Genomic DNA, 21,179 nt, shown 5'->3' on the forward strand with positions numbered 1-21,179 from the left:
TTAACCACCTCCTTATTGTTTTTCTTTAATAGCTGTTAACTCTTGTTCTTTGGCTTTGATTTCTTCTTCCCAGCCTTTGATCTTGCCTTCGTCTTGATCATCTTCGTCCTGGTCGCGTTCATCTTCAATCACTTGACGTAAGCCAGCGATATCACTTTGAATGCTTTCATAGGTTGATAGATCAGTGTTTAACGCGTCATTGTCTGTGCCTTCGGCCTCCGCTTTCGCTGCATCAATCTCACCCTGTTTCAAATAATGCTTGGCTAACGTGACTTGGCCAGTCGTTGTTGGATGCGACTCGTTGAACGTTTTAAGGGTATCCATCCCTTTATCTTTTACTAGTTCCGCAACCTGTTCGGCATGAAGGTAGTTTGTCGCTTGCTCATAATCAGCATGATCAACATAGAGTTTGGCGACAATCTCTTGTTCTTCCTCCGTTAGTTCCTGGCGTTCTTCTTCTGTTGCTTCTTCTAATTTCGCTAACGTACCGTTTCCTTTGTTTAAGAGAATGTCTTGATAGGCTTCTTCATCCATTAAAAGTGGTTCCTCTTCGATCTGATTGGCTAACGCCTGGGGGTGCGGTTGGTTCCCTGTAAGCAAAATGACACAAAGAAGCGCGACTATCACACCGCCAAACGCGGGGTACATCACTTTAATATTTTTGAACCAGGGCGGAGACTCTGCTTTCTCGCCCTGGGCTTCCTCTTGTGCTTGTTGTTCGGCTGCCTTTTGTTCCTCCCGACGAATTTCATAGGCCTGTGCTTCGTCGTGCAAGGATTGGTACAGCGTCGCAAGTAATCGATCGCGCATTTCTCGATCGTTCCCTTTGACCTCCAGCTCTCTTAAATGAAAGGTAATATGTTGATAGATATTTTCAACTTCATCGCGGCCACATTCAAACGTGCCACGATACAAGGTTTCTTCTTCTTGAAGTAACACAAAATCAACCGTTTTCCCTTCATTCTTTGGTTGAACGTTTAGCGCATGTGTAAGCACATACGCTTCGCGAAAAGGGTATTTCTCAAAACTTTCAATGCCTTCAACCGTTGAATTAGTAAACCCGATGGTGATCATTTCATCCCCACTTTCTTAATTACTAAATTGCGCATTATCCGTGAGTGCGTCAACAATGTCATACGCTCCAAGTAAGATCATCAATCCAATGGCGGCTCCAAGAAACCATCCGATGCACGACATTCTTCCACGCGCCCCACCAGCCATAAGAAAGTACGCGCCAACAATAAACCCGGCAGCGGCTACAAGAACTCCAAATCCTTGTATCCAACGAAGTAACCCTTCCCCTGACTGGTATAAATCCGAATTTTCTACATTAAACAGCATCAACATATCTAATAACATTACGCATTCACTCCTTCATACTGATTTTGGTCTTGATTCGTCTCTTGTGCTTCCGGTTTCTCTTGTTCCTGGCGTATTGGTGGCTCAACCTTCGGCTTTTCTTTTTCCTTGATGGCCTTTGTCAGTAGTTTCTTGAACACATCGCTATTCTCTCGGTTAAACTCTTCGTGTTTCTCATGCAACCAATCCTGGTAGTCTTGCCCCTGGTAGCGTAGAAGCTGTTGCGTCAATTCCTTTTCGTCTTTCTGTTCACGTTGCGTTGCCATATGATCTCCTCCTGTTTGTTGGTTTGAGCCTTTCACTATAAAAAGGCGTTGGAATGAGTGCTGATTGCCATTTCCAATAGGCCTCACCTCCTTTTAGAGATAAAAAAATAGGACCACCTTATACGGTGCTCCCTGTTATCAATTATTTAAATTTGGTGTTCAACGGTACGTGAACGAGTTTTTTAAAGCATGTGTCCTCATTGGATTCTTGGAATTGAACGTGATATTGCTTTCCTTCAACATACAATGTGTATTGATTGGTAACTCCTCGATCTTCCCTTAGTACATAATCTTTTTCCTCTATATTGAAATGGTTTTTTATGAGCTCATGCTTTCGTTCTTGTTTTTCCCTCTTTTTCTCTCTCCATTCATTATTATGAAACCATGCGGGAAAATAGGCATAAGCTGCAACTAGCAAAGTAAGTAACCCGGCAGAAGTTAGACCGACGATTTGATGAATCTGCATCTTTTCCCTCCTAATGCTAAAACAATAAACACAAACTCACTACAATTTTGTTAGCTGATATTTTTGGGAATTTCTTAGTCTCTCTTTTTTTTTCGATTGATGAACAGATTGTAAATAACTAAGAAGCCAAAAACCACCGTTACAAAAACAATTAACTCCATAAAAATAAAGTCCTGCATCTTTCCAAACGCTAAATCTAATCCTTCATTCTCATTCATTTTAAGCAATCACCTCAACTATTAGGTAAAGATTTACACGCGATAGGTCATTACATTAATGACTGTTGTCTCAGTCGTTTTTGATTCTTCAAGAATAAAGTCATCCTCACGCATTTGTTTCAATAGGTTTTTCGCAGCATAGTAGAGAATCATAAACGTTAAAACTACGATCATGATAGTTGTAAATACACCAGGCTGTTGAAGATCAGCTAATCCTTGATCGGTTGACAACAAATGAAACGGTGGCACATGATTCGCAAAGAGTATCCAAATCCCCGCAGACCACGCATAAAGCAATAAGACAGGCTTCACAATCCCAAAAATTGTTTTTTTGCCATGTCATTCACAATGTTTCTCATGGGTGAAAGTGGTTTCGTATCGACTTTAGCTGCATCTAACTCCAGCTCCAGTTCTTTCGGTATAGTTGTTGAATCATCTATAAAACCAGCATCTTGCATCCAATTTAACGCATAAGACCAGGCCTTTTTATACCGATTCCTCCTAATCTTCCAGGACTCCCACTCCCCTTTCCAACCTTCGGTCAGTCTCTCTATATCTTGTTCCACATGATAGATTCCCAAATGATAAGCGAGAATAAAGACTTGTCTCATTTGATTAATGTCACTAAATTTGGATACTTCTAATCGATGTTGACGTTCTAAAATATATCCCAATGGACTTAAGGAATCCGGTATCTTTACTCGCTCAACCGTCTGTTTCATTTCGCCCCGTATGGATGCATTGAAGCTCTCTGAAATATGAACCCCTTTGGCTTCAAAGGCTTGAAAAAGTTTCTTTTTTGCCTTCTCGGCCATGTCTTGGGTCGTTTCTGTATCAACTTTGTGTGCATTCTTCCCCACCATTACTCCTCCTTTTATTTATGACTGTGAGAACAATTGTAATGTCTTTTTCTGTTGATTTCGATACTTCGATCGAGCTTCATGTCTTGATACAGCTCGAATAGGTCGCGCATAAATGGTGATTACAACATCTGTATACGCAATATCAACATTCCCATATTCAACCGATTGATAGGGTCGCTTTTGTTGATCATAAAAAAGTCGACCAAGGCGAACATTTTCCAATATGTGCTCTTTTCCTGTTTCAATACGCAATGTAAACGGTACAAGCGGTTCCCCAACACCTACAAGTGGTTGGGGGATGATGGCATCTTCACTAATTCGTTGACAGACGTACAAGATATCTAGCGTACTGTACACGATGGAAATATTTTGAATACCAATGACTAACCATGTCTCATTATGAAGATTGAACGTATCACCAATCGTATCGGGCTTCTTATAGAGTTTCGTACGCCGCCGGATAGAACGAAATATTGAATTCATAACAGCGGATGACGCTGACGCATTTCGTGGGTCAACCGAACCGTTCCGCGCCCTCCAACCTCTCCAATTTTCGCCCCATTATACTTGATGTGATCTGTCCCGACTACCTCAATCTCTAACCCATTGTGGAGCTGATCAATCTTCTCTAAGTTCATATATCGTGTACGCATGATGAATCCTCCTTTTTTAGGTATAAAAAAAACACCAAGTTCACCAAAAGGCGTACTTCGTGTTTTTGTTTGTTTTTTATTCCTGGTTAAACTCTATGAAATCAACTAACGCACGATGAATGACATCGGGATCGACTTCATTGTTTAATTCATCTAACTTTATTTGATTAACTAATTCACCATTATCATATGAAGCTACAGCATAACGGTTATTATGAAGGCCGTAATCTGAAATTCTAGCACTACCATCAGCATGTTCTCTTATGTTAAATAAAGTGAGTTGTTCCCCAACTTCACCAAATGCTTCTTCTAGTTGTTCAAGATACTTTTCTTCTTCTGTTTCTTCACGGTATATATAGATAAATCCATCTTCAAAAGTGGTTGCTTCTTCATCATTAATTTCTTGTATCGGCTCCCCTGCACCAAACACAGAACAACCTCCTAACACCAAAAAGCCTCCAAGGAAAAATGGCAGCATTCGTTGATTGAGTTTTGTTCGGTTTTTTCGCATAGGTTGCCTCCAATGAGATTTTATCTAGACGCGGTTTTGAACTGTACCGAAAAGCAAACAGACACATGACATATCTGACGTTGAGATGTGGACAGAGGACTCCTGTATTACTAGGAATGAACCACCTGGTCCGATCGTACGGGTGAAGCGACATGATAAGCAGCTAACGACATAGCGACGCCCTACTTACCGCCTTGTATTATGGCCGGAACAAGGAACCCTTTGTGGCAGTATAGCCACAATGTAATGCTGATATCTGGCACATTCAGCAACCTTATGACGATATGCGATCTCGCCTTCTCCTGGCTTCGTCGGACACGATGCCTCACCAGGTGAACTTGCGATCATCATCAACGAGCTATGTGATCACGACTACAGATAGGTCTCACGTAATCAACCTATCAACTGTTCTCTTCTAACACTAGTTGTCAATTAACCCTAGAAGAGTCTCGTATATCCCCCGCTACGTAGCCGAGTTAAAGCAAAGGGATATCATCTTATGGAGTTATGAAAGAACTCCTGCGCTTTTCAGCACAGTTCAAAACCGCGTCATGTCATAATTTACTTTCCCCAAAGTTTAAGGGGTAAACACCTTTTCTTTCGTCTAGCAATCGTACGCCATTTATTATCTTTGATTAAGGCGATATTGTAATAAAGTTCAGCAAGATGTTTACGCTTCCCGGTTTGATCATCCACTCCAACCAAACCCTTAACCCGCCATATACGACCATCAAATGTTTTAACTGTATCAGCTTGACGGGCGATATCTACATAAGCTAACGTCGATTCTTGCAATGTGCTTCCTCCTTTGTGCGTTGGCAAGCCAAGCTCAAAAGGCAAAAAACCATCATTCTCCAAGAACAATGGCTGCACATACTAGTGTTTGCGTACACGGGTTCTCTTGAAGCTAGTTCATGAATCCGTTATACTTATAGTAAGTGCGAGGACAGAGTGCCTAGAGTTGGTTGTCACAACTTTTGGTATTGTTAACAAGTGGTGCTGGAACACCGCTTGTTAATGTCTCGCTTTTTTTTAAAACAAAATTACTTTTTGTGCTTAACTAACACAATTTCATTATAGAATATCTTTCCTAAAATTGCAAGGGCGTGGTCGAAATTGTCTAAAAATGAATCGAAATTCCCCTATAAACTTGAAATTGTATCAATGAGATTTTACGATAGTCTACTAATTGAAATAGACGAATATCAGATCAACCACTTCATTCCCTTTAGAAATGTTGCCATTCTAGAATTAATTCGATTAGGCCTATACCATCAATCAGATTCTGTTACTAATACATTAAGTGAATATGGAACCAAACAGAATACTTCATTCAAGCAACTCAATCTCTCTTACCCCAAGCCCCTCTTAGATAAGATCGACGATTATCAAGAAGTACATGGTATCAAGACTAAGTCTAAAGCAATTACAAATTTAATAAAAATAGGGTTAAAGCACCCTTTCTAAAATTGTACGATTCTTTATATAAAAAGTTTCAGAATTTAGATCAATTTTAAAAAACCCCACATATTACCTCTAAATTTCCTCAACCTTTTTTCACAGTCTACTTATAAGTATTAATAACTAATGGTTCAAAGGTTGGGAAATTCTGATCATTTGATAAAAAACAACAGTATTAGGGTATTATTAGTAGAAAGTTTCCTATTACGAGGAGAGGTTTCTATTGAGCAAAAAGATTACCCAAATAGATTTATATAATTTAATCCATGAATGGCATCATTATATACTCTCTTTTAAGAAACATAAGGCGACCAGCTCGAAAGAATTTTTAGATAATTCTTTTGATGTGAAGAAGATTTTAAATTCAAGTGATAAGTTAAACACTTTATATAGATTAATGTCATCAAAGCACAATCTCACTTTTAACGAAAATACATTGCAAGATAAAACTAATTTATGGGCTCAGAATCAAGAATCAACCTTAGATGATTCAATAGAAATTCTTATACATGATCACGCTGGCCAATTAGCATTTCAGAAAGAAGAGTATTCTGTTGCTATTAAGCATTATCAAAAAGTAGAATCACTTCTTCACACAGTAGAAGATACGTTTGAAAAAGCTGACTTTTTGAAACGTATCGGTATTCTGTATTACAGACTTGATGAAACGCTAATAGCCAGTCTATATCTAGAGAGAGCTAAAAATATATTTTCAACCGATTGTTTCTATAAACTAAATGAAATCTCATGCAGACTTTTACTCGCAAGTATTTTATCAGAAACATTAAACTTTCAAGAAGCAGAAGAGAAGTACACAGAATTACTGGAGGAAAGTTTATTTGTTACTGATATGACCTTTTTTTGTTTAAGATCATTTGGAATGCACTTTATTAGAAGTAACCAGTTGGAAAAAGCTGAAAGAACATTTACTACTTTGTTGTGTGAGGAAGAGTACAGTTTAAGCGTAAATAATAACCTTTTTGTCACGCAAAATAAAATAAATCTTGCTAATGTCCTTTTTAAACAATCCCGTTATACAGAAGCTTGTACATTCTTAGAACAGGGAATAGAAGCATTAACCAATCATAAAGATTTTGAATTCAATTGCAGAAGTCAGTTCCTATATAGCTTATATGTCGATTTTGATATTGAGGCTGTTAACAAGCAAATTAATAATTTTCTTGAAGCTAATATGACTTACGAGGCTTCGGAGCTATCAGCCGATGTTGCTTGTTTCTACAGCTCTAAAGGGAATTTCTTAGAAGCCTATAAGTACATGGAACTTTCAAGAGATTATAAAACTCTAAGAAAGATCACTTTAGAAAAGGAGGTCAGTATTTCATAATGAAAACTAAAAATATTTTATTTACAGTAATAATCTTAGGTATACTAGCATTTTCTTTTCAAGGTGTAGAACAAAATGCTGGAAAGACAGTTGTACCCTTTAATACTTCATCAGCAAAAGTAGATATCCCACTTTAAAAGAGCCCTACAAGGCTCTTTTTTTATAGAAAAACACCTAATATAAACCCTACAATCACAATAAACCCAAATATACCCGCAAACAACAAACCAATGAGTAGGACATACTTCGCAACGTACCATAAAACGATTGCCCCCATAAACAATACGACAGCTGCCATACCTAACAACAACACCTCTTGTGTATACGTCGCCAAAAGGAAAAGAACCACGCCTACGATCACGAACCATTTGATTTTCGGACTAAAGATAAACGACTTTACCGACTCTTGCGCTTGCGAATACATACACATCAACCTTTCGTGGTTTTGTTAAATTCCGCATTAATCGCCTCAAAATCATCTAAGGTGGTTTCCTCTTCATGGCTAAATAAAGCTGTCACTTGTTGTTTTGGTTTCACCGCAGCATCTTTCATGTTCAAGATGACATCCATCGCTTTTAAGAATGGATTATCTGAATCCGGATAGTGGTCATTGATCTGTTTCGAGAGAACCTTGTGAAAGGTTCCGTAGAAATACTTATACAGATTCGATTGTATTCTATTTTTCTTTTTCGCATAGATCGTCTGTTTAAATGCTTCTTTTGCGGCCAATACTTCTAATGCGTAGTAGTCTGCTAGAGTCCCGCCATTCTTCTCCACCTGCGCTTGGCGTTTACTCTCTTTTTTCTTATCCATCTTCACACGCAACCATAGATTTTTAATCAGTTCAGCATCATCAAAGTATCTTTGTACATGTTCTTTAAATTCAACAGGTACATAAGATGGAGTGAAAGACGCGTCTAAGGTACGTATCTTTAAAGATTTTAAAGAACGAGTATTAACTTCACTAGTATCAGACTCCTCTTTCTCGTCAGAATGACTAGTAGGACAAGGATTTTCAGCATTTTCTCGTTCCGCCAATTTTTCCGGCTCTCGCTCCGCCAATTGTGTATCAGACGAAAACAATTCAAATACATAAATACTATGACCGAGGATATTTTTTTCCTTCCCGGCTTGGTCCTTTTGTTTCCGATTGACCACTTTTAAGATACCTAGCTTTTTTGCCTTCGTGATCGCGCGCTCAAAGGTACGACGTGATGGACAAATAAAACCTAAACGGTGTGCAGCGTCTTTAATAATGGTTCCTAGCTTGGCTCCTACCACACCGTAAGCGGTTACGCCACGGTTCTTAATCTCTTTAAGGGCCACCAATTCACTTTTGCTGAATTGATCTTTATACTCTTTCATGGCATACATGAATGATTTGTTAAACGCATCAAGGCTCTTAAACCTGGATAGTGAACGACATTCATGTAGTAACAGCTCTCTGTACGACATAAAAAATCCTCCTACTTATGCCCACTAACATCCAGCAATAAATAGAGGAAAAAGCTTTAATGTACGCCAATATTATGGTATGATTAACTCAATCATAACTAAATATGAGTACAGAAAAAAGCCTCCATCACTGGTTGAGAATTTTTAAAGTTTACCGTCGCCAAACAGTTCAAACTTTAAAAATGCAGTGGGGGGTTTTTTTGTTTTTGTTTATTTTTGTATGTATTATGTTTAATCCTAGCATATTTTGTTAGAATGTGAACCCCTTACATTAAGTATTTTGTCATTCTACACTAACTGCAGATTTAAAAACCTTAATGTACCAGTACTTAGAAGACTAAAAAATAATTAAAACAAAATTACTTAACACTGTTACATTTTACTGAACAGTATAAAGTAATAGTTTAAATGTTATATATATATGTTTAACTCGCGCTAATATTAATTAAAGCTCTATTTACAAAATTGATCGGTGTTAAATCAATCAAACTCTGAATGTGAAGTTTTAATGGTCGACAATTTGAATAATATGGCCTCCATCATGAGGGTTACCATAACAGCAAGCTTTCATTATATACTTGTTAAAAAGTAGAATCTTCTGTACTGGAAAGATCCTACTTTTTTATTCGAAGGCTAACCTTCTGAACTTTCAAATCTATTAGATATGGCACTACTATGTGGATGATCGCAAGTCTTAATGGTCACTTAAAAGTAACCATAAAGTAGATCAGTGATATGTAGACGTATTACATATGACTGAACAGTAAGAATGAATATATTCATTGATTAAGAACATTTTTACCTTTCTCTATCTTCTTAATTAAAGCGTAATGACTATGTTTATCTACAAAAATACAATTACATCATTAAATTTCACTCTAACTGCACCAGATTAAATATTGTTGATTGCTATGATATGATCAAACAAATTGAGTTAGTATTTTTAAAAGCTGACTAGTAAACGTCAAGGTTGCACCTACTATATGAAATTGCGTGTATGAATAAGCCTGCAGTGCTCTGTGCTAGCCTAGTTGGTTTATTAATACTTTTTATTTAATAGATTAAGTATTAATGAACAGTAGTACTTAATATAAATTTTAGAATTAGGTTGTTAATATAACCAAAAGGAGAGCCACCTAAGACTCTCCTTTTGGTTATATTTATTTTTCTATTCGCTAAATATCTCTCTATACACCAAATTAAATATTTACCATAACACATTCTATGTTCAGTAATACTGAACATTAATTATATTAATGAAACATTAAACTTAATAATATTAAAACTAATTAATACGTTTAATTTTCAGTGTGTAGTATTACTTAAACATAAATGTAAGAATGAACAGTAATCTTTTTTACTTGTACTCATCAATGATACTGTTCCTAAACTCTCTTATTTAATAAGTAATCTATTTCTTAGTATTTAATATGAATACTGTTAATGTTCATTAATACTGTTCAGTTTTACTTGTTAGTATGGCTAAACCATGTTATATTTACTGTGAGGTGATTAATGATATGGCACATACTATCATGTTTGGTATTCAAAAAGGTGGAGTCGGTAAAACCATGACAAGTGGCGTTACTGCTTTTCTTTTGAAAGAAGAAGGATTTCGTGTCCTAGCCGTAGATATGGATTCACAAGGTAACTTGTCTCAATTCTTAAGCGGTGTAGAAGACTTGGCTGAATTTGAAGGAGAGACTGTTTTAGAGGCCATTAAGAAAGGCGATGCAAAACCCTACATAAAAATGATTGATGATCAGCTTCATTTACTACCTGCTGATGACTATTTAGCAACAATCCCTCAATTTCTCTTTAGAGAATACAAAGGGAATCCTTCTCTTGCCTTGAAGAGTTGTTTAGAGTCAGTCCAGGGTTACTACGATTATATTGTTATCGACACGCCACCTGCATTATCAGAACAAACAATCAATGCATTAGGTGTGGCGAATGATGTTGTCATCATGTTTGAGACTAGTAAGTTTTGTTATTCTGCGGTCCCTCGTTTCATTGAGACGATTGAAGCTGCGAAAGAACGTATAAATCCAGATCTTCGTATAGCTGGTATTCTACGGACACTTGCTGATTCCAGGAGAAGTGATTCAACCATGATGGTGAATCTAATTGCAGAAGATTATCCCGATCTTGTTTTTGATACGGTCATTCATCGACGTGCGACAACTGGTAGACTTCCAATCTATGGACTTGCTGAATCGCCCGAATCAAAACAAGCATTTAGCTATCATGCAAAATTTCTAAAGGAGTTGAAGTCCCGTGTCAGCCAATAAAAAAAATGATCTACGAGCTGCTATGAGAAACAAAGAACAAAAGAAGACCGCTGCTTATGCGTTCTTTGGAGAAGAAAAATCGAATGAAGATAACAATAAAACTGAAACTGAACAGTTAAACGTAACAAATAAACAAAACACTGAAAATAAGCAATTAAATGTAACAAATAATAAAAAGAGTGAAACCGAAGTTGTTGAAGCGGATGAATTATCTAGCGATTTTTGGTCTACTGTAACTAACAAAAAACCTACAGTCGAGGACACTCATACTCGCGGAACGTTTCTAATACAAAATGAATTACTTGAACGTTTAGATGCTCTAGCAAAGGGACAAAAAAGAGGATTTAAGACGAAACTAGTTAATCATGCACTAAAAGAGTTCTTAGATCAGATAGAAAAAAACAACGAATAAGAAAATAAGAACAAAACAACTTCTCTTGTTTGTTTAACATAATGATTTATTCTGTTTTTCTTGATTACTATGATTGTTTGATTACTTGATTACTAGACTCGCTACTAGAGACTGGACAAGGGTTTGAGCGTTTTACTATAACCAAAAGAAGAGTGAAGTATAACCAGTAGGAGAGTCAACTATAACCAAAGCAAGAGTGAAGTATAACCAATAGGAGAGTCAACTATAACCAAAAGAAGAGTGAAATATAACCAGTAGGAGAGTTAAACTATAACCAAAGCAAGAGTGAAGTATAACCAGTAGGAGAGTCAACTATAACCAAAAGAAGAGTGAAGTATAACCAATAAGAGAGTCATTAAGCGAACTAACACAATTTCTGTAAGTTTTCAATACATTATTTGTATAATCGTGTATTTTGCTGGAGGATAATCTTTAACGACTCTTCTATTAGTTATAGTTAAGACTTTAGTTGACTCTCTATCTGGTTATAGTTATAAAAAGAACAAACTATTATGATACATTTTTCCTTGAAGGAACAGACCTTTGTAGAAATGGGCATTAACTATAACCAAAAGGAGAGTAGAAATTCAGGTTTGTTCCAGTATATAGTTAAGATAGTGTTGAGGGAGGGAGTTCTATGTCGATGGATTCAGAACAACTTAGTTTATTAGAGACATCTACTGTTTCGTCCGAGTACATCGTTTCGCAGTCGAACGAGCTCATAAGTACTCCACAAGACTTAACAGCCAATGAAAAGAAAATTATTTTTACTCTAGCATCTCTAGTACAACCGGAAGATGAGAATTTCCGGACGCACCGTATTCGAGTAAAAGATCTTGCCGATATGATGGGAATCGTAAGTAGTAATTTTTATAAGAAAGTGGAAGAAACCGTAACGGAGCTTCAAAAGAAAACGGTTGTGATCCAATCTGATAAATCAAAACTTGTTGTAAACTGGTTATCCAGTTCTGAATATTTCCGTGGAAAAGGCTTTGTCGAGTTGGAATTCTCAGAAAAGCTTAGACCGTATCTATTAGACTTAAAACGTAACTATACGGGATTTAAGTTAACGAATGTTCTAAGTCTACAGAGTGCCTATTCTGTGCGAATCTATGAGCTTTTAAAATCGTTTGAAAAACTCAAAAAACGTTCGTTTAGTATTGAAGAGTTGCGTGAACTTTTAGTGGTGCCACCGAACGCATATAGGTATTACGCAAACCTTAAAAGTAAAGTGATTAATAAGGCTAAAAAAGACCTTGAAGAAAAAACAGACATAAAGTTTGAAATTGAAGAAATTAAAAAAGGTAAAAAAGTTGTGGGTGTTACCTTTTACATAGAACGAAATGACACATTCTTTAGTGAAGTCCTTATTAATGATACGGAAGAAGAAGGAGCTTATCTTTCCGCAATCCGTATGGGTATACGACCAAATGTTGCGAAACTACTTGTTGATGAATACTCAGAAGAAAGAGTTAAGAATAATATTGGTTATGTTTTAAAGCAAAAAAACGTACAAGATATTGAAAATCTAAGTGGTTATGTAGTAACAGCTATAAAAGAGGATTTTTATTTAAAGGATGTTAAGCCTGCTACAAAACTAAAAAGAAATGTGCGAAGAAATATATTACCTAAATGGACAGACGATACAAATGACGAAACAAGTATTACTTCAAATGATAAAGCAGCGTTAGAATTTCAGGAAATGTTAGAGGCTTTAAGAAAAAGTAAGGAAGGAAGACCATAGTAATAAAAAAGGAGAGCAAACCATTATAGGCGCTCTTCTTTTTTTAAAGCTACACATTCAATATAGAATACGTATTACTTCTTACCGATACAAACTTTTACTGATAAAAAAATGCCAATCGTTACATAGGAGGCTGGGGTAGTCTCGGGGCTAACATCTGAAGCCCCTTGAACTTTCGCTAATTCCTCATCAGAAAGTTCATTCATCGTTTTACCGACAGGATTGCTCATTCTAGTATCTCGAAACTCAGGGTTTTTTAAAGCTCTAATTCTTTCGTCATTAGACATAATCAAAACACTCCTTTTATATTTTAGAGATATGGGTTCCTAGAGTTCTATTTGTGTTACGGAGAAAGCTCTATCTTGGTATCCGTGTTAGAGCCTTGGACAAAACTTCACTGAAACAGCTATGGTAATCCTGGTATTGATTATAGTAGTATCAGGAGTTACGTCTGAAGCCCCTTGTACATTAGTCAATTCTTCATCTGAGAGTTCATTCATCGTTTTACCAACAGGATTATCAAATTCATGACCCCGGGACTCTGGATTTTTAAGAGCTTCTATTTTCTCTTCTCTAGACATTATTTTACCCTCCAAATTTTTTTATAACTATTAAGACTATTTCCGACAAAAACTAATTGAAAATGTTGCTACACCAACAGTAATAGCTGTAGCAACACAGGCTGGTGTAGTTTCAGGACTTACATCCGAAGCCCCTTGGATATCAGCTAATTCCTTATCTGAAAGCTCATCCATCTTACGCCCAATCGGACTCTCAATTTTATCCAAGGGAATTTCTGGATTTTTAAGAGCTTTAATTATCTCCTCGTTAGACATACTCTCAATCTCTCCTCTCTAAGTTAAAATAACTAGCTTCATAAACTGAATTCTATATATAAAATAGTTATTTATGCACTTCGCAAAATCGCAAAGTATTTAAGGAAACCAATGAAGAAGATTAAGAAGCTAATGATCAGGAAATTGTTGATAGGAATTTATAGAAACTATTAAACACCTTAAAGTGAAATGAGACAAAGATATATCCTATGAAAAAGTTAGAGGAGGAAACTCGCGTACATTTGCTGCAAGACAAATGTACGTCAAATAATTTCACGTATCACAATTATAATAGAAGAATTAAATAACTAAAACATAACTAGATAAGTGACAAAACTTTTAAGAATTGACACCATGAATTCTTTCGCGTAGAATTAAGGTTTGTAAGGTGTCTAAACTTAGTGACATAAATAGAGCGATTTTGAGGTGTTAAATTGACTAAATATGGATATGCAAGAGTGAGTACAGTCTCTCAAGATTTGGAAGTACAACTGAATCGATTAAAAGAAGAAGGCTGCGAGAAGATTTATTCCGAAAAATTTACAGGAACGAAAAAAGAACGACCGGAATTCCTAAAACTTCTTGAAGAGTTAAAAGAAGGAGATACAATGGTTGTCACGAAGTTGGATCGTTTTGCTCGTTCAACCGTTGACGCAATTCAGACTGTTCGGACTCTTTTTGATAAGGGTGTAAGAGTTCATATTCTAAATATGGGAATTGTTGAGGATACAGTTACTGGAAGGTTAATTTTTAATATTATGAGTTCATTTGCTGAATTTGAAAGAGACATGATCGTTGAGAGAACCCAGGAAGGAAAAATGATTGCGAAGCAGCGACCAGATTTTCGTGAGGGACGGCCGAGGAAGCATTCAAAGCAGCAAGTGTTGCATGCTTTAAAGTTATTAGAGACACACACATATAAAGAAGTAGAGGAAATGACAGGTATACAAAAACGTACATTAATTAGGCGTAAAAATGACTTCAATTAAGTTTAAGGATGATTCTTTTACTAAGTCGAATTTCCACCTATAACTTCTTTTAATAGAAACATTTAATAAAAAAACTTCGGAAAGTTGCTGCCTCCTAAGCAAAAATCGTTCCGAAGCTCTTTTATAATTATTTTAGTGCATTAGAATATCTACTAAGAAGAGTATCATGTGTTAATTTTTTATCAGCTAGTAAAGTGTGTATTTCATTTTCACTCCATGAAGATGGTGCTCTCTGAGACAACGCTGTACCTAACTCATGTAGTGACTCCTTTAGCATTTGTAATTTTTGTTCACTTATTACTAAAGAGTTTTTGGGAGCATGGGCATCTTGATTAGTTCTGGAGGCTCGATGAAACAATAATGGATAGTATCTTTGTTCATCTCCATACTTATCTTTATGCCATTCTATAGAATGAAGTAGCTGTTCTATGTCTGCTCTCGAAATAAAATCTGTTTGTCTTTCGTTCTTCGCTTCAATTATAATATTATGACCATTATCAAGGCGCCAAAGATTATCAGGACCATCGTTAGTTTCATGTTCTGGTCTTTGCGAAGAGAAACCTAAAAATTTACCTATATTGTATATATCTCTCTCAAATTTGTTGCTTTTAATCTCAGGTGAATAGATTAAGTTTTTAAAAAGCTCATCTATTGCAATTTTTACATCAGTTCCATTCGTATAATTACTTAACCACTTTAACAAAGTGCTAGATTGACTACCCTTAGAAGATGTTAGTTTAGAATAAGTAAATACTTTAGGCTTCAATACGTTTGAAGATAAGTTTCTTGCTTTGACTTGTAAGTCAGTAGATTTAGTATGATTAACTTTATCAATGATTTCAGCTGCAACTTGTAGATACCAACTTTTTTCGTTATCAATCATGGTGGGATTACTATTAACTAACTCTTGAACTATTCTATGAGCCTCTTCATAATCGCCAAATTTATATTTCTTTAAGGCGGCTAATTCAGTCTGTGCTTTCGCAAGCATATTTGTATTATCACTAGGGTTTAATTCAGACTGATCATCTTCAGCTAAAATTAATTCTTTATGAAACTGCCTCCACTCTGAATCTCTTGATAGACACATGTCTACAGCCTCTTTAATTTCTCTAAGAGCATGATCTAAATTGCTTGGTTGGACATCATTAAACAATTCTAAACCGAAATCTAGTTGTCTCCGGGTTGACTCTGTGAAATGTACTCTATTTTTCTTTATTCCAATAAAATTCATTAAAGAGTTATCTAAAATAAATACTGCACAATGATCACTACCTGATCTTACAGCTCTACCTAGACCTTGTTCTATTGTTTGTGCTGTTTGTGCACTGACTATTGATGAACCCTCTTTCACGATAGATAAATAACGTTCTCTAACTGTTTGCGCTTTCGGTATGCCATCTAACACTAAGATAGTACAAGCATCACCTGCTAAATCAATCCCATCATAACGATTCAAGAAGACCATTAAATTACCTTTACTATTCTTTAGCTTAGCTTTTGCATCATTGATATTATATTTATCAACAATTTGGGGACTAAAAGCTTTCCACTCATTTGCCTTGAAAGTATTAGGTACAATAACCACTACATTATGATTAGTTGCATAATCAGCAATAATAGGTCTCATTATTTGGTCTGTAATTTCCGGAAAATATCTTTTTGGAGCAATGATTAATCTTTCACCAGCATCTCCTTGATTTTTTATTTTAATAGGATTTTCTACGGATTCTCTTGATAAACCTAACTCTGTTATCAATTCTGAGTTATTATTAAATGTAGCTGATAAGATATATCTGTGTTTAGCTTTATTAAAAGATGGAATTTTTTCAAATGGAACTTTTAAAGGTGTAATCTCAAGTTTATCACCACTTATAAAGCATTGAGCTTCATGTAAGTCATCACCAATTAATCCCCAATTAAATTTTACTGACGCGTCGTTTAATGAATATAGCTTGTCAAGAATAGATTGAACAGCAATTTTCTTCTCTCTCCAAGACCAATATGGGACCATTCTAGAAACGGATTTCTCTTTATTATCAATAGATACTAAAAGGCCTTTTCCCTGCTGTTCTAAATCTTGCCTAAACAGTTCAAGTATCTCTTTATATGCTGAGTGATCGTTTTCGAATACAATTGTGCTCTGTTTTCTTGCTTTCTTTATACATGAATGTGCGTCATCTATTACAATAGCTCCTATATCTTGAATAGTTCTATGACCAGAACCTTCAACTCCAAAAATGGATTTACCTGTAAATAATCTTTCGAATGTTGTTACAAGAATAGCCTCTTCGTTTAGAAATTCTAAGGGAAATTGGGCGGGTTGAGTAGGACCATTATCAATTATAGATACTACGGGTATATTATGTATATTGGCTTGTTCTATAGTTTGTTCTACAAGTTGATTATCAGGGCATAAATAAAGAGCAGGGCCAGCTCCTTCATTAAGTTTAGAAAGCAAAATTAATTGACCAATTAAGGTTTTTCCAGCACCCGTATTAAGTACACCTACAACATCTTTTGTACTTCTTTCGTATTCGTACCATTTTAGTAAGAATTCTTTCTGAACATCCCTTAAGTAATCATAACCTTCTTGATGTATTAGTGTTTTAAAGATGTCTATAGGATTAGTTGAATTCTTTGAAACTCTATTCTTAGAATTTTGTATCCTTTTTTTAAATAAGCTCACTATTTATCTCCCTTCTTGACTATAATATGGTTAGTTACCATTATATACTATGTATCGTTTAGTTCTTTATAAAAGTGAACATTAATTTTTTATTCTGGATACTAAAAAGTAATGGTTTTTAAATCTAAATAAGACTTTTCAATTATTAGGAGGAATATTGTTTGGTTAACGTATTTTTGGATACAGAAATTTTTAAAAGTAAAAACTTTAATTTTAAAAATTATTTATTTCAAAGACTTATTAACGCCACAGCAGATAATCTTATTACGGTATACATTACAGATATAGTGAAACACGAAGTAGAGTCTAAAATTAAAGAGAACTTATTTGAAGAGTTAAAAGAAAAGCGTTATGAAAAAATAACTAAAGATTTAAAAATACTTAGGAACATCGATGATTTTGACAATGTATTCAACATAGATTTTGACATCGTTTATAAGAAGTTATTAGAAAGTTTTTCAGCTTTCTTAATAGATGTGAAGGCAGTAGTATTGCCCAGTGATAAGGTGCTTATGGGTGAAGTTTTTAGAAGATATTTTACTGGAGAATTACCCTTTAGCAATAAGAAAAAAAGTGAATTTCCAGATGCGGTTTCTTTATTGGCATTAGAAGACTGGTTCAAAGAAAAAAATCAGTCTATAACAGTTTTGAGTAATGATAACGACTTAAAAAATTTTTGCCAGAAAATTGATTTTTTTGATCATGAGCATTCTCTCGAGTCCTTTTTCAATACTATAGCAAAGGACAAAATATATATTCACGAGTTTTTGGTTCATGTCTACGATGCGTTACAAGAGGAAATATGTTTTGATATAGTTGATTGTGTCAATGATTCAGTTTTTACTTTAGATTCTGATGGAGGTAACGTTAATTTTGCTCAGGTTAATGAAGTTAGTATTGAGGAAGATCCTTATATAATAGATTATGAGTACGATGAAATTAATCAAAATCAGGGAGTCGCTACTATAGCTTTTACCGCAATGTTTCTTATTAATGCAAATGTCTCTGTTGTTGACTACAACTCTTCACCATATGATAAAGAAGAACACAAATTTCTGTTTTTAAATTATGAAGATAGAGATATATCTGATTTAATTAGAATACCGATTGTTATAGAGGTGCGATGCACTCATCATGAAAAACAAGAAACAGAAATAATTAATATAATTATCAATGAAGAAGAACCTATTCCAATTTCTATTGTTGAAAAATGGTCATATTAATAGATTATCGAATGCCTAAGAAAGGACAATGAAATATGTATTTCATTGTCCTTTAATTATTGAAAAATTACTTTTCAATTATAAATGTCAGTATTACTTAACACTGATCAGTAACTTTTATTTATTGCTCGTTACCTCTTCACTTCTTAATGCATGTGCATAATAGTGAATATACCCCCAAGCAGATTGTATTTCCTTGTAGGGCACTCCTAAAGCCTCCGCTTGTTCCTGGTATTTCCGTTCAATACCTGGTTTTTCTACTATAAGCTTCGAAATCCTTCTATATAAACCTATTGGTGTATCGACCACTCTTTTTCCTGTACACCAATAACGCCTACCAGAACCCGCAATTAGGCCAAATTTCTTCATCTGTTTAATTTTCTTAGCAACGTTTGTCTGAGAAATACCAAGAGTTTTTGCTAAGGAAACTGAAGTATGATCTTCATTCTCCATTAACAGCAAGTATTTATTGTAAGTGGCGATCGTTTCATCAATTCTATCGTATATCAGTTGATAATTATCCAATAGCAACACCAACCTTTCTCTGAATTAGTCGCTTTAATATATCTGTAACTTCAAGTCTTAGAACATGAACATGAGATCTGTTAATGTTTTTTTGCTTTGTGATTGTTAAGTGTTTTAGCGGCTTTAGTTTTTTGTTTTGAGCTAGATTTAGGGTTTGATAAAGCTTTTCCAGCAGCTCCTGTCTTTCCTCCAGAATGTTTTACCATTGTGATTTCCCCTTTAATTATCGAACATTCATTCCCATTATAACAATTTATTTAAAATATTCAAACAATTTTAGTGCAGCCGACATTTCATTTCACTTAGAGTCGAATTGTAGGTACTTTCAAATGTGAAATTGTACTGGTGAAAGTTGAGTGATAGTCTAAAAGGATACAAAAAAAGACTTTTAAAGAGAGGTTAAAGCATGTATGAGGTCATCCAAATCGTAGGCACAATAATTATTAGTATAGGAACTATTGCAACTTTATTAAAAAGATTTGTGGTGAATGTAGGTACCACAGTAATCGAAAAGCTGTTAATACCTAACAGTAAAGTTATATTAAATAATTTTGTGAACGCCCTAAGTCTAGCAGGGTTAGTTTTTATTGTCTCTATAGGTGTTTTTATTATCGATCCATCTCTTCCAACATCGAGCGGTGCCTTTATGGTTTTTTTAGGTTTATTAGTGGTTATTGGGTTCATGGGTTTTATATTGTTTTCAGTAACTTATGAATTTAAGTTATTACCTGAGTATACTCTCGTTAGATATTTTATTAATGCTTGTAACTTTATTTGTTACATACTTATAAGTATTATAGCTATTATGTTTTACAGTTCAATACTTACACAAGTTAAGAATTTTTATAAAGGACAAGATATTGATAATTTTAGTGACATATTTAGTGTAGAATTCCCTTCAAAGGTTGGCGCTTATAGGATTTCTACAATAGCCCTTATTCGAGTTGGTCGCTCAAGGGGCTATTTTGTGTTTCTAACGATATAGAGCACGACTGTAACAGCAATGGCCAAAAAGGCTACAAACACGCCACCAATTGCTATTAGATTAGCCATTTGTTGATTGGCTAACGAATGTGCTTCATAAATCGTCAAGGCAAACACCCCCTTTCGTAGAGGTGTCGCCGCCCTTCGAGCTGTTCTGTTTTAACTTATAGACAAGTATAGCATAAAAAGCTTCTATTAAATATCTATAATGTTTAAGTATTACTTAATACTGCTCATTAATACTGTTCATTAAAAGATAAACAAATAAATTATCAGTATTGAAGCTCCTACAGAAAAATAGTGCAATTCTAAATACCTAATATTTATTGCAATATGAAGCCTCGCTTGCAGCTCTTACTAAATTAAAATCGTAGGTTGAGAAATGAAATAAGGGGACATAACGGTGTTGCTCTTTTGTTTTACGAAACGTACTAAGATAGTTCTTGTTATGCTTTGGTTTCATGTTTTAGGGAGTATATATCAAAAAGTATTAGTAATTTATTGAGATAAGCAAAAAAAGAGAGTGATGCATCCGCATCACTCTCTTTTTCTAGCATAGATGCCTTTAACACGTTCAGTCACGTTTAACAGATGGAGGTAGGGCATCACTTATCTATTTACAGACAGATCGTATTGAAAATTAAAACCTTAATCATCCTTTTAACCTCTACATTTTGCAACAGAAAATAAACCGACGGTACCAATTACTCCATAAAAACAAGCTGGAGTGGTTTCAGGATTCACGTCACCCGCCCCTTGAATGGTTGCTTGCTCCTCAGGTGATAGTTCATCTAACCTCTTGCCAACTGGACTGTCAATACCTTCGTTGCCTGCTTCTGAGTTTTTAAAAGCTTGAATCATTTCCTCTTTTGACATTCTATTCATCTCC

Annotated in this window: 30 protein-coding genes; 8 read left to right on the plus strand and 22 right to left on the minus strand. The window is 35.2% G+C overall.

Annotation, left to right across the window (positions count from 1 at the left end; genetic code table 11):
* Nucleotides 1–12: 12 nt before the first annotated feature.
* The 12 genes from JNO66_RS20080 to JNO66_RS20130 all read right to left on the minus strand — a co-directional run bounded on the left by JNO66_RS20080 (nt 13) and on the right by JNO66_RS20130 (nt 5,131).
* Nucleotides 13–1,074 carry a hypothetical protein gene (locus JNO66_RS20080; RefSeq protein ID WP_203090990.1) on the minus strand — a complete coding sequence of 354 codons (1,062 nt, stop codon included), beginning with the start codon at nt 1,072–1,074 and terminating at the stop codon, nt 13–15.
* 15 nt (nt 1,075–1,089) lie between these two features.
* Nucleotides 1,090–1,359 carry a hypothetical protein gene (locus JNO66_RS20085; RefSeq protein WP_203090991.1) on the minus strand — a complete coding sequence of 90 codons (270 nt, stop codon included), beginning with the start codon at nt 1,357–1,359 and terminating at the stop codon, nt 1,090–1,092.
* The gene (locus tag JNO66_RS20090) at nt 1,359–1,625 is read right to left on the minus strand and encodes a hypothetical protein (protein WP_203090992.1); all 267 of its coding nucleotides are present in this window, start codon (nt 1,623–1,625) and stop codon (nt 1,359–1,361) included. The genes JNO66_RS20085 and JNO66_RS20090 overlap by 1 nt, the downstream gene beginning before the upstream one ends.
* A gap of 142 nt (nt 1,626–1,767) precedes the next feature.
* Complete coding sequence (locus JNO66_RS20095; protein ID WP_203090993.1) at nt 1,768–2,091, minus strand: hypothetical protein; 324 nt, start codon at nt 2,089–2,091, stop codon at nt 1,768–1,770.
* Between the two features lie 74 nt (nt 2,092–2,165).
* Nucleotides 2,166–2,309, minus strand: a complete 144-nt coding sequence (locus JNO66_RS20100; RefSeq protein WP_203090994.1) for a hypothetical protein — start codon at nt 2,307–2,309, stop codon at nt 2,166–2,168.
* A 33-nt stretch (nt 2,310–2,342) separates the two neighbouring features.
* Nucleotides 2,343–2,621, minus strand: a complete 279-nt coding sequence (locus JNO66_RS20105; RefSeq protein WP_203090995.1) for a hypothetical protein — start codon at nt 2,619–2,621, stop codon at nt 2,343–2,345.
* Nucleotides 2,618–3,169 carry a hypothetical protein gene (locus JNO66_RS20110; protein ID WP_203090996.1) on the minus strand — a complete coding sequence of 184 codons (552 nt, stop codon included), beginning with the start codon at nt 3,167–3,169 and terminating at the stop codon, nt 2,618–2,620. Before JNO66_RS20110 ends, JNO66_RS20105 begins: the two co-directional genes overlap by 4 nt.
* An 18-nt stretch (nt 3,170–3,187) precedes the next feature.
* Entirely contained in the window at nt 3,188–3,655 is a 468-nt protein-coding gene (locus JNO66_RS20115) for a hypothetical protein (protein ID WP_203090997.1), read from the minus strand.
* Nucleotides 3,652–3,825, minus strand: a complete 174-nt coding sequence (locus JNO66_RS20120) for a hypothetical protein (protein ID WP_203090998.1) — start codon at nt 3,823–3,825, stop codon at nt 3,652–3,654. Before JNO66_RS20120 ends, JNO66_RS20115 begins: the two co-directional genes overlap by 4 nt.
* A gap of 76 nt (nt 3,826–3,901) precedes the next feature.
* Nucleotides 3,902–4,336: a hypothetical protein gene (locus JNO66_RS20125; RefSeq protein WP_203090999.1), complete on the minus strand. Its 435-nt coding sequence runs from the start codon at nt 4,334–4,336 to the stop codon at nt 3,902–3,904.
* A 186-nt stretch (nt 4,337–4,522) separates the two neighbouring features.
* Nucleotides 4,523–4,687, minus strand: a complete 165-nt coding sequence (locus JNO66_RS20485) for a hypothetical protein (protein ID WP_210340964.1) — start codon at nt 4,685–4,687, stop codon at nt 4,523–4,525.
* Between the two features lie 210 nt (nt 4,688–4,897).
* Nucleotides 4,898–5,131, minus strand: coding sequence for a hypothetical protein (locus JNO66_RS20130; protein ID WP_203091000.1), 234 nt, complete (start codon nt 5,129–5,131; stop codon nt 4,898–4,900).
* A gap of 889 nt (nt 5,132–6,020) precedes the next feature.
* Here JNO66_RS20130 and JNO66_RS20135 point away from each other — a divergent pair.
* Both JNO66_RS20135 and JNO66_RS20140 read left to right on the plus strand, forming a co-directional pair.
* On the plus strand, nt 6,021–7,142 hold the full coding sequence (locus JNO66_RS20135) for a tetratricopeptide repeat protein (protein WP_203091001.1): 1,122 nt from the start codon (nt 6,021–6,023) through the stop codon (nt 7,140–7,142).
* Entirely contained in the window at nt 7,142–7,279 is a 138-nt protein-coding gene (locus JNO66_RS20140; RefSeq protein WP_203091002.1) for a hypothetical protein, read from the plus strand. Before JNO66_RS20135 ends, JNO66_RS20140 begins: the two co-directional genes overlap by 1 nt.
* A 23-nt stretch (nt 7,280–7,302) precedes the next feature.
* On the opposite strand, the gene JNO66_RS20145 is transcribed toward JNO66_RS20140, so the two are convergent.
* Nucleotides 7,303–7,566: a hypothetical protein gene (locus JNO66_RS20145; RefSeq protein WP_203091003.1), complete on the minus strand. Its 264-nt coding sequence runs from the start codon at nt 7,564–7,566 to the stop codon at nt 7,303–7,305.
* Between the two features lie 5 nt (nt 7,567–7,571).
* Nucleotides 7,572–8,597, minus strand: a complete 1,026-nt coding sequence (locus tag JNO66_RS20150; RefSeq protein ID WP_203091004.1) for a hypothetical protein — start codon at nt 8,595–8,597, stop codon at nt 7,572–7,574.
* A gap of 1,520 nt (nt 8,598–10,117) precedes the next feature.
* Here JNO66_RS20150 and JNO66_RS20155 point away from each other — a divergent pair.
* The 3 genes from JNO66_RS20155 (at nt 10,118) to JNO66_RS20165 (ending at nt 13,044) form a co-directional block, all read left to right on the plus strand.
* The gene (locus tag JNO66_RS20155; protein ID WP_203091005.1) at nt 10,118–10,888 is read left to right on the plus strand and encodes a ParA family protein; all 771 of its coding nucleotides are present in this window, start codon (nt 10,118–10,120) and stop codon (nt 10,886–10,888) included.
* Nucleotides 10,875–11,300: a hypothetical protein gene (locus JNO66_RS20160; RefSeq protein ID WP_203091006.1), complete on the plus strand. Its 426-nt coding sequence runs from the start codon at nt 10,875–10,877 to the stop codon at nt 11,298–11,300. The genes JNO66_RS20155 and JNO66_RS20160 overlap by 14 nt, the downstream gene beginning before the upstream one ends.
* A gap of 637 nt (nt 11,301–11,937) precedes the next feature.
* Entirely contained in the window at nt 11,938–13,044 is a 1,107-nt protein-coding gene (locus tag JNO66_RS20165; RefSeq protein WP_203091007.1) for a replication initiation protein, read from the plus strand.
* Nucleotides 13,045–13,118: 74 nt separating this feature from the next.
* Here JNO66_RS20165 and JNO66_RS20170 read toward each other — a convergent pair whose 3' ends face one another.
* From JNO66_RS20170 to JNO66_RS20180, 3 genes are all read right to left on the minus strand, one after another.
* Nucleotides 13,119–13,331, minus strand: coding sequence for a mersacidin family lantibiotic (locus tag JNO66_RS20170; protein WP_203091008.1), 213 nt, complete (start codon nt 13,329–13,331; stop codon nt 13,119–13,121).
* Nucleotides 13,332–13,418: 87 nt separating this feature from the next.
* On the minus strand, nt 13,419–13,625 hold the full coding sequence (locus tag JNO66_RS20175; protein ID WP_203091009.1) for a mersacidin family lantibiotic: 207 nt from the start codon (nt 13,623–13,625) through the stop codon (nt 13,419–13,421).
* Between the two features lie 36 nt (nt 13,626–13,661).
* The gene (locus JNO66_RS20180; protein WP_246483383.1) at nt 13,662–13,832 is read right to left on the minus strand and encodes a lichenicidin A2 family type 2 lantibiotic; all 171 of its coding nucleotides are present in this window, start codon (nt 13,830–13,832) and stop codon (nt 13,662–13,664) included.
* A 482-nt stretch (nt 13,833–14,314) separates the two neighbouring features.
* Here JNO66_RS20180 and JNO66_RS20185 point away from each other — a divergent pair, with 482 nt between their 5' ends.
* The gene (locus tag JNO66_RS20185) at nt 14,315–14,869 is read left to right on the plus strand and encodes a recombinase family protein (RefSeq protein ID WP_203091011.1); all 555 of its coding nucleotides are present in this window, start codon (nt 14,315–14,317) and stop codon (nt 14,867–14,869) included.
* 127 nt (nt 14,870–14,996) lie between these two features.
* On the opposite strand, the gene JNO66_RS20960 is transcribed toward JNO66_RS20185, so the two are convergent.
* On the minus strand, nt 14,997–17,558 hold the full coding sequence (locus JNO66_RS20960; RefSeq protein ID WP_203091012.1) for a DEAD/DEAH box helicase: 2,562 nt from the start codon (nt 17,556–17,558) through the stop codon (nt 14,997–14,999).
* A gap of 161 nt (nt 17,559–17,719) precedes the next feature.
* On the opposite strand from JNO66_RS20960, the gene JNO66_RS20195 reads away from it, so the two are divergent.
* A complete protein-coding gene (locus JNO66_RS20195) occupies nt 17,720–18,781 on the plus strand; it encodes a PIN domain-containing protein (protein ID WP_203091013.1) in 1,062 nt (353 codons plus the stop codon).
* Between the two features lie 117 nt (nt 18,782–18,898).
* Here JNO66_RS20195 and JNO66_RS20200 read toward each other — a convergent pair whose 3' ends face one another.
* Nucleotides 18,899–19,306 (minus strand): helix-turn-helix domain-containing protein, encoded by a 408-nt coding sequence (locus JNO66_RS20200; RefSeq protein ID WP_203091014.1) that lies wholly within the window; start codon nt 19,304–19,306, stop codon nt 18,899–18,901.
* Between the two features lie 80 nt (nt 19,307–19,386).
* Nucleotides 19,387–19,512: a hypothetical protein gene (locus JNO66_RS20860; RefSeq protein ID WP_273753839.1), complete on the minus strand. Its 126-nt coding sequence runs from the start codon at nt 19,510–19,512 to the stop codon at nt 19,387–19,389.
* A gap of 200 nt (nt 19,513–19,712) precedes the next feature.
* On the opposite strand from JNO66_RS20860, the gene JNO66_RS20205 reads away from it, so the two are divergent.
* Nucleotides 19,713–20,291, plus strand: coding sequence for a hypothetical protein (locus JNO66_RS20205; protein ID WP_203091015.1), 579 nt, complete (start codon nt 19,713–19,715; stop codon nt 20,289–20,291).
* Here the strand turns inward: JNO66_RS20205 and JNO66_RS20865 are convergent.
* Together JNO66_RS20865 and JNO66_RS20210 are read right to left on the minus strand one after the other, a co-directional pair.
* Nucleotides 20,267–20,398: a hypothetical protein gene (locus JNO66_RS20865; RefSeq protein WP_273753840.1), complete on the minus strand. Its 132-nt coding sequence runs from the start codon at nt 20,396–20,398 to the stop codon at nt 20,267–20,269. The two genes, JNO66_RS20205 and JNO66_RS20865, sit on opposite strands and share 25 nt — an antisense overlap.
* 552 nt (nt 20,399–20,950) lie before the next feature.
* Nucleotides 20,951–21,179, minus strand: a 229-nt coding sequence (locus JNO66_RS20210) for a mersacidin family lantibiotic (protein WP_210340965.1), incomplete at its 5' end; no start/stop codon positions are given.

Origin of the sequence: Alkalicoccobacillus gibsonii, from assembly GCF_016798245.1 — a bacterium.
Lineage (GTDB): Bacteria > Bacillota > Bacilli > Bacillales > Bacillaceae_D > Alkalicoccobacillus > Alkalicoccobacillus gibsonii.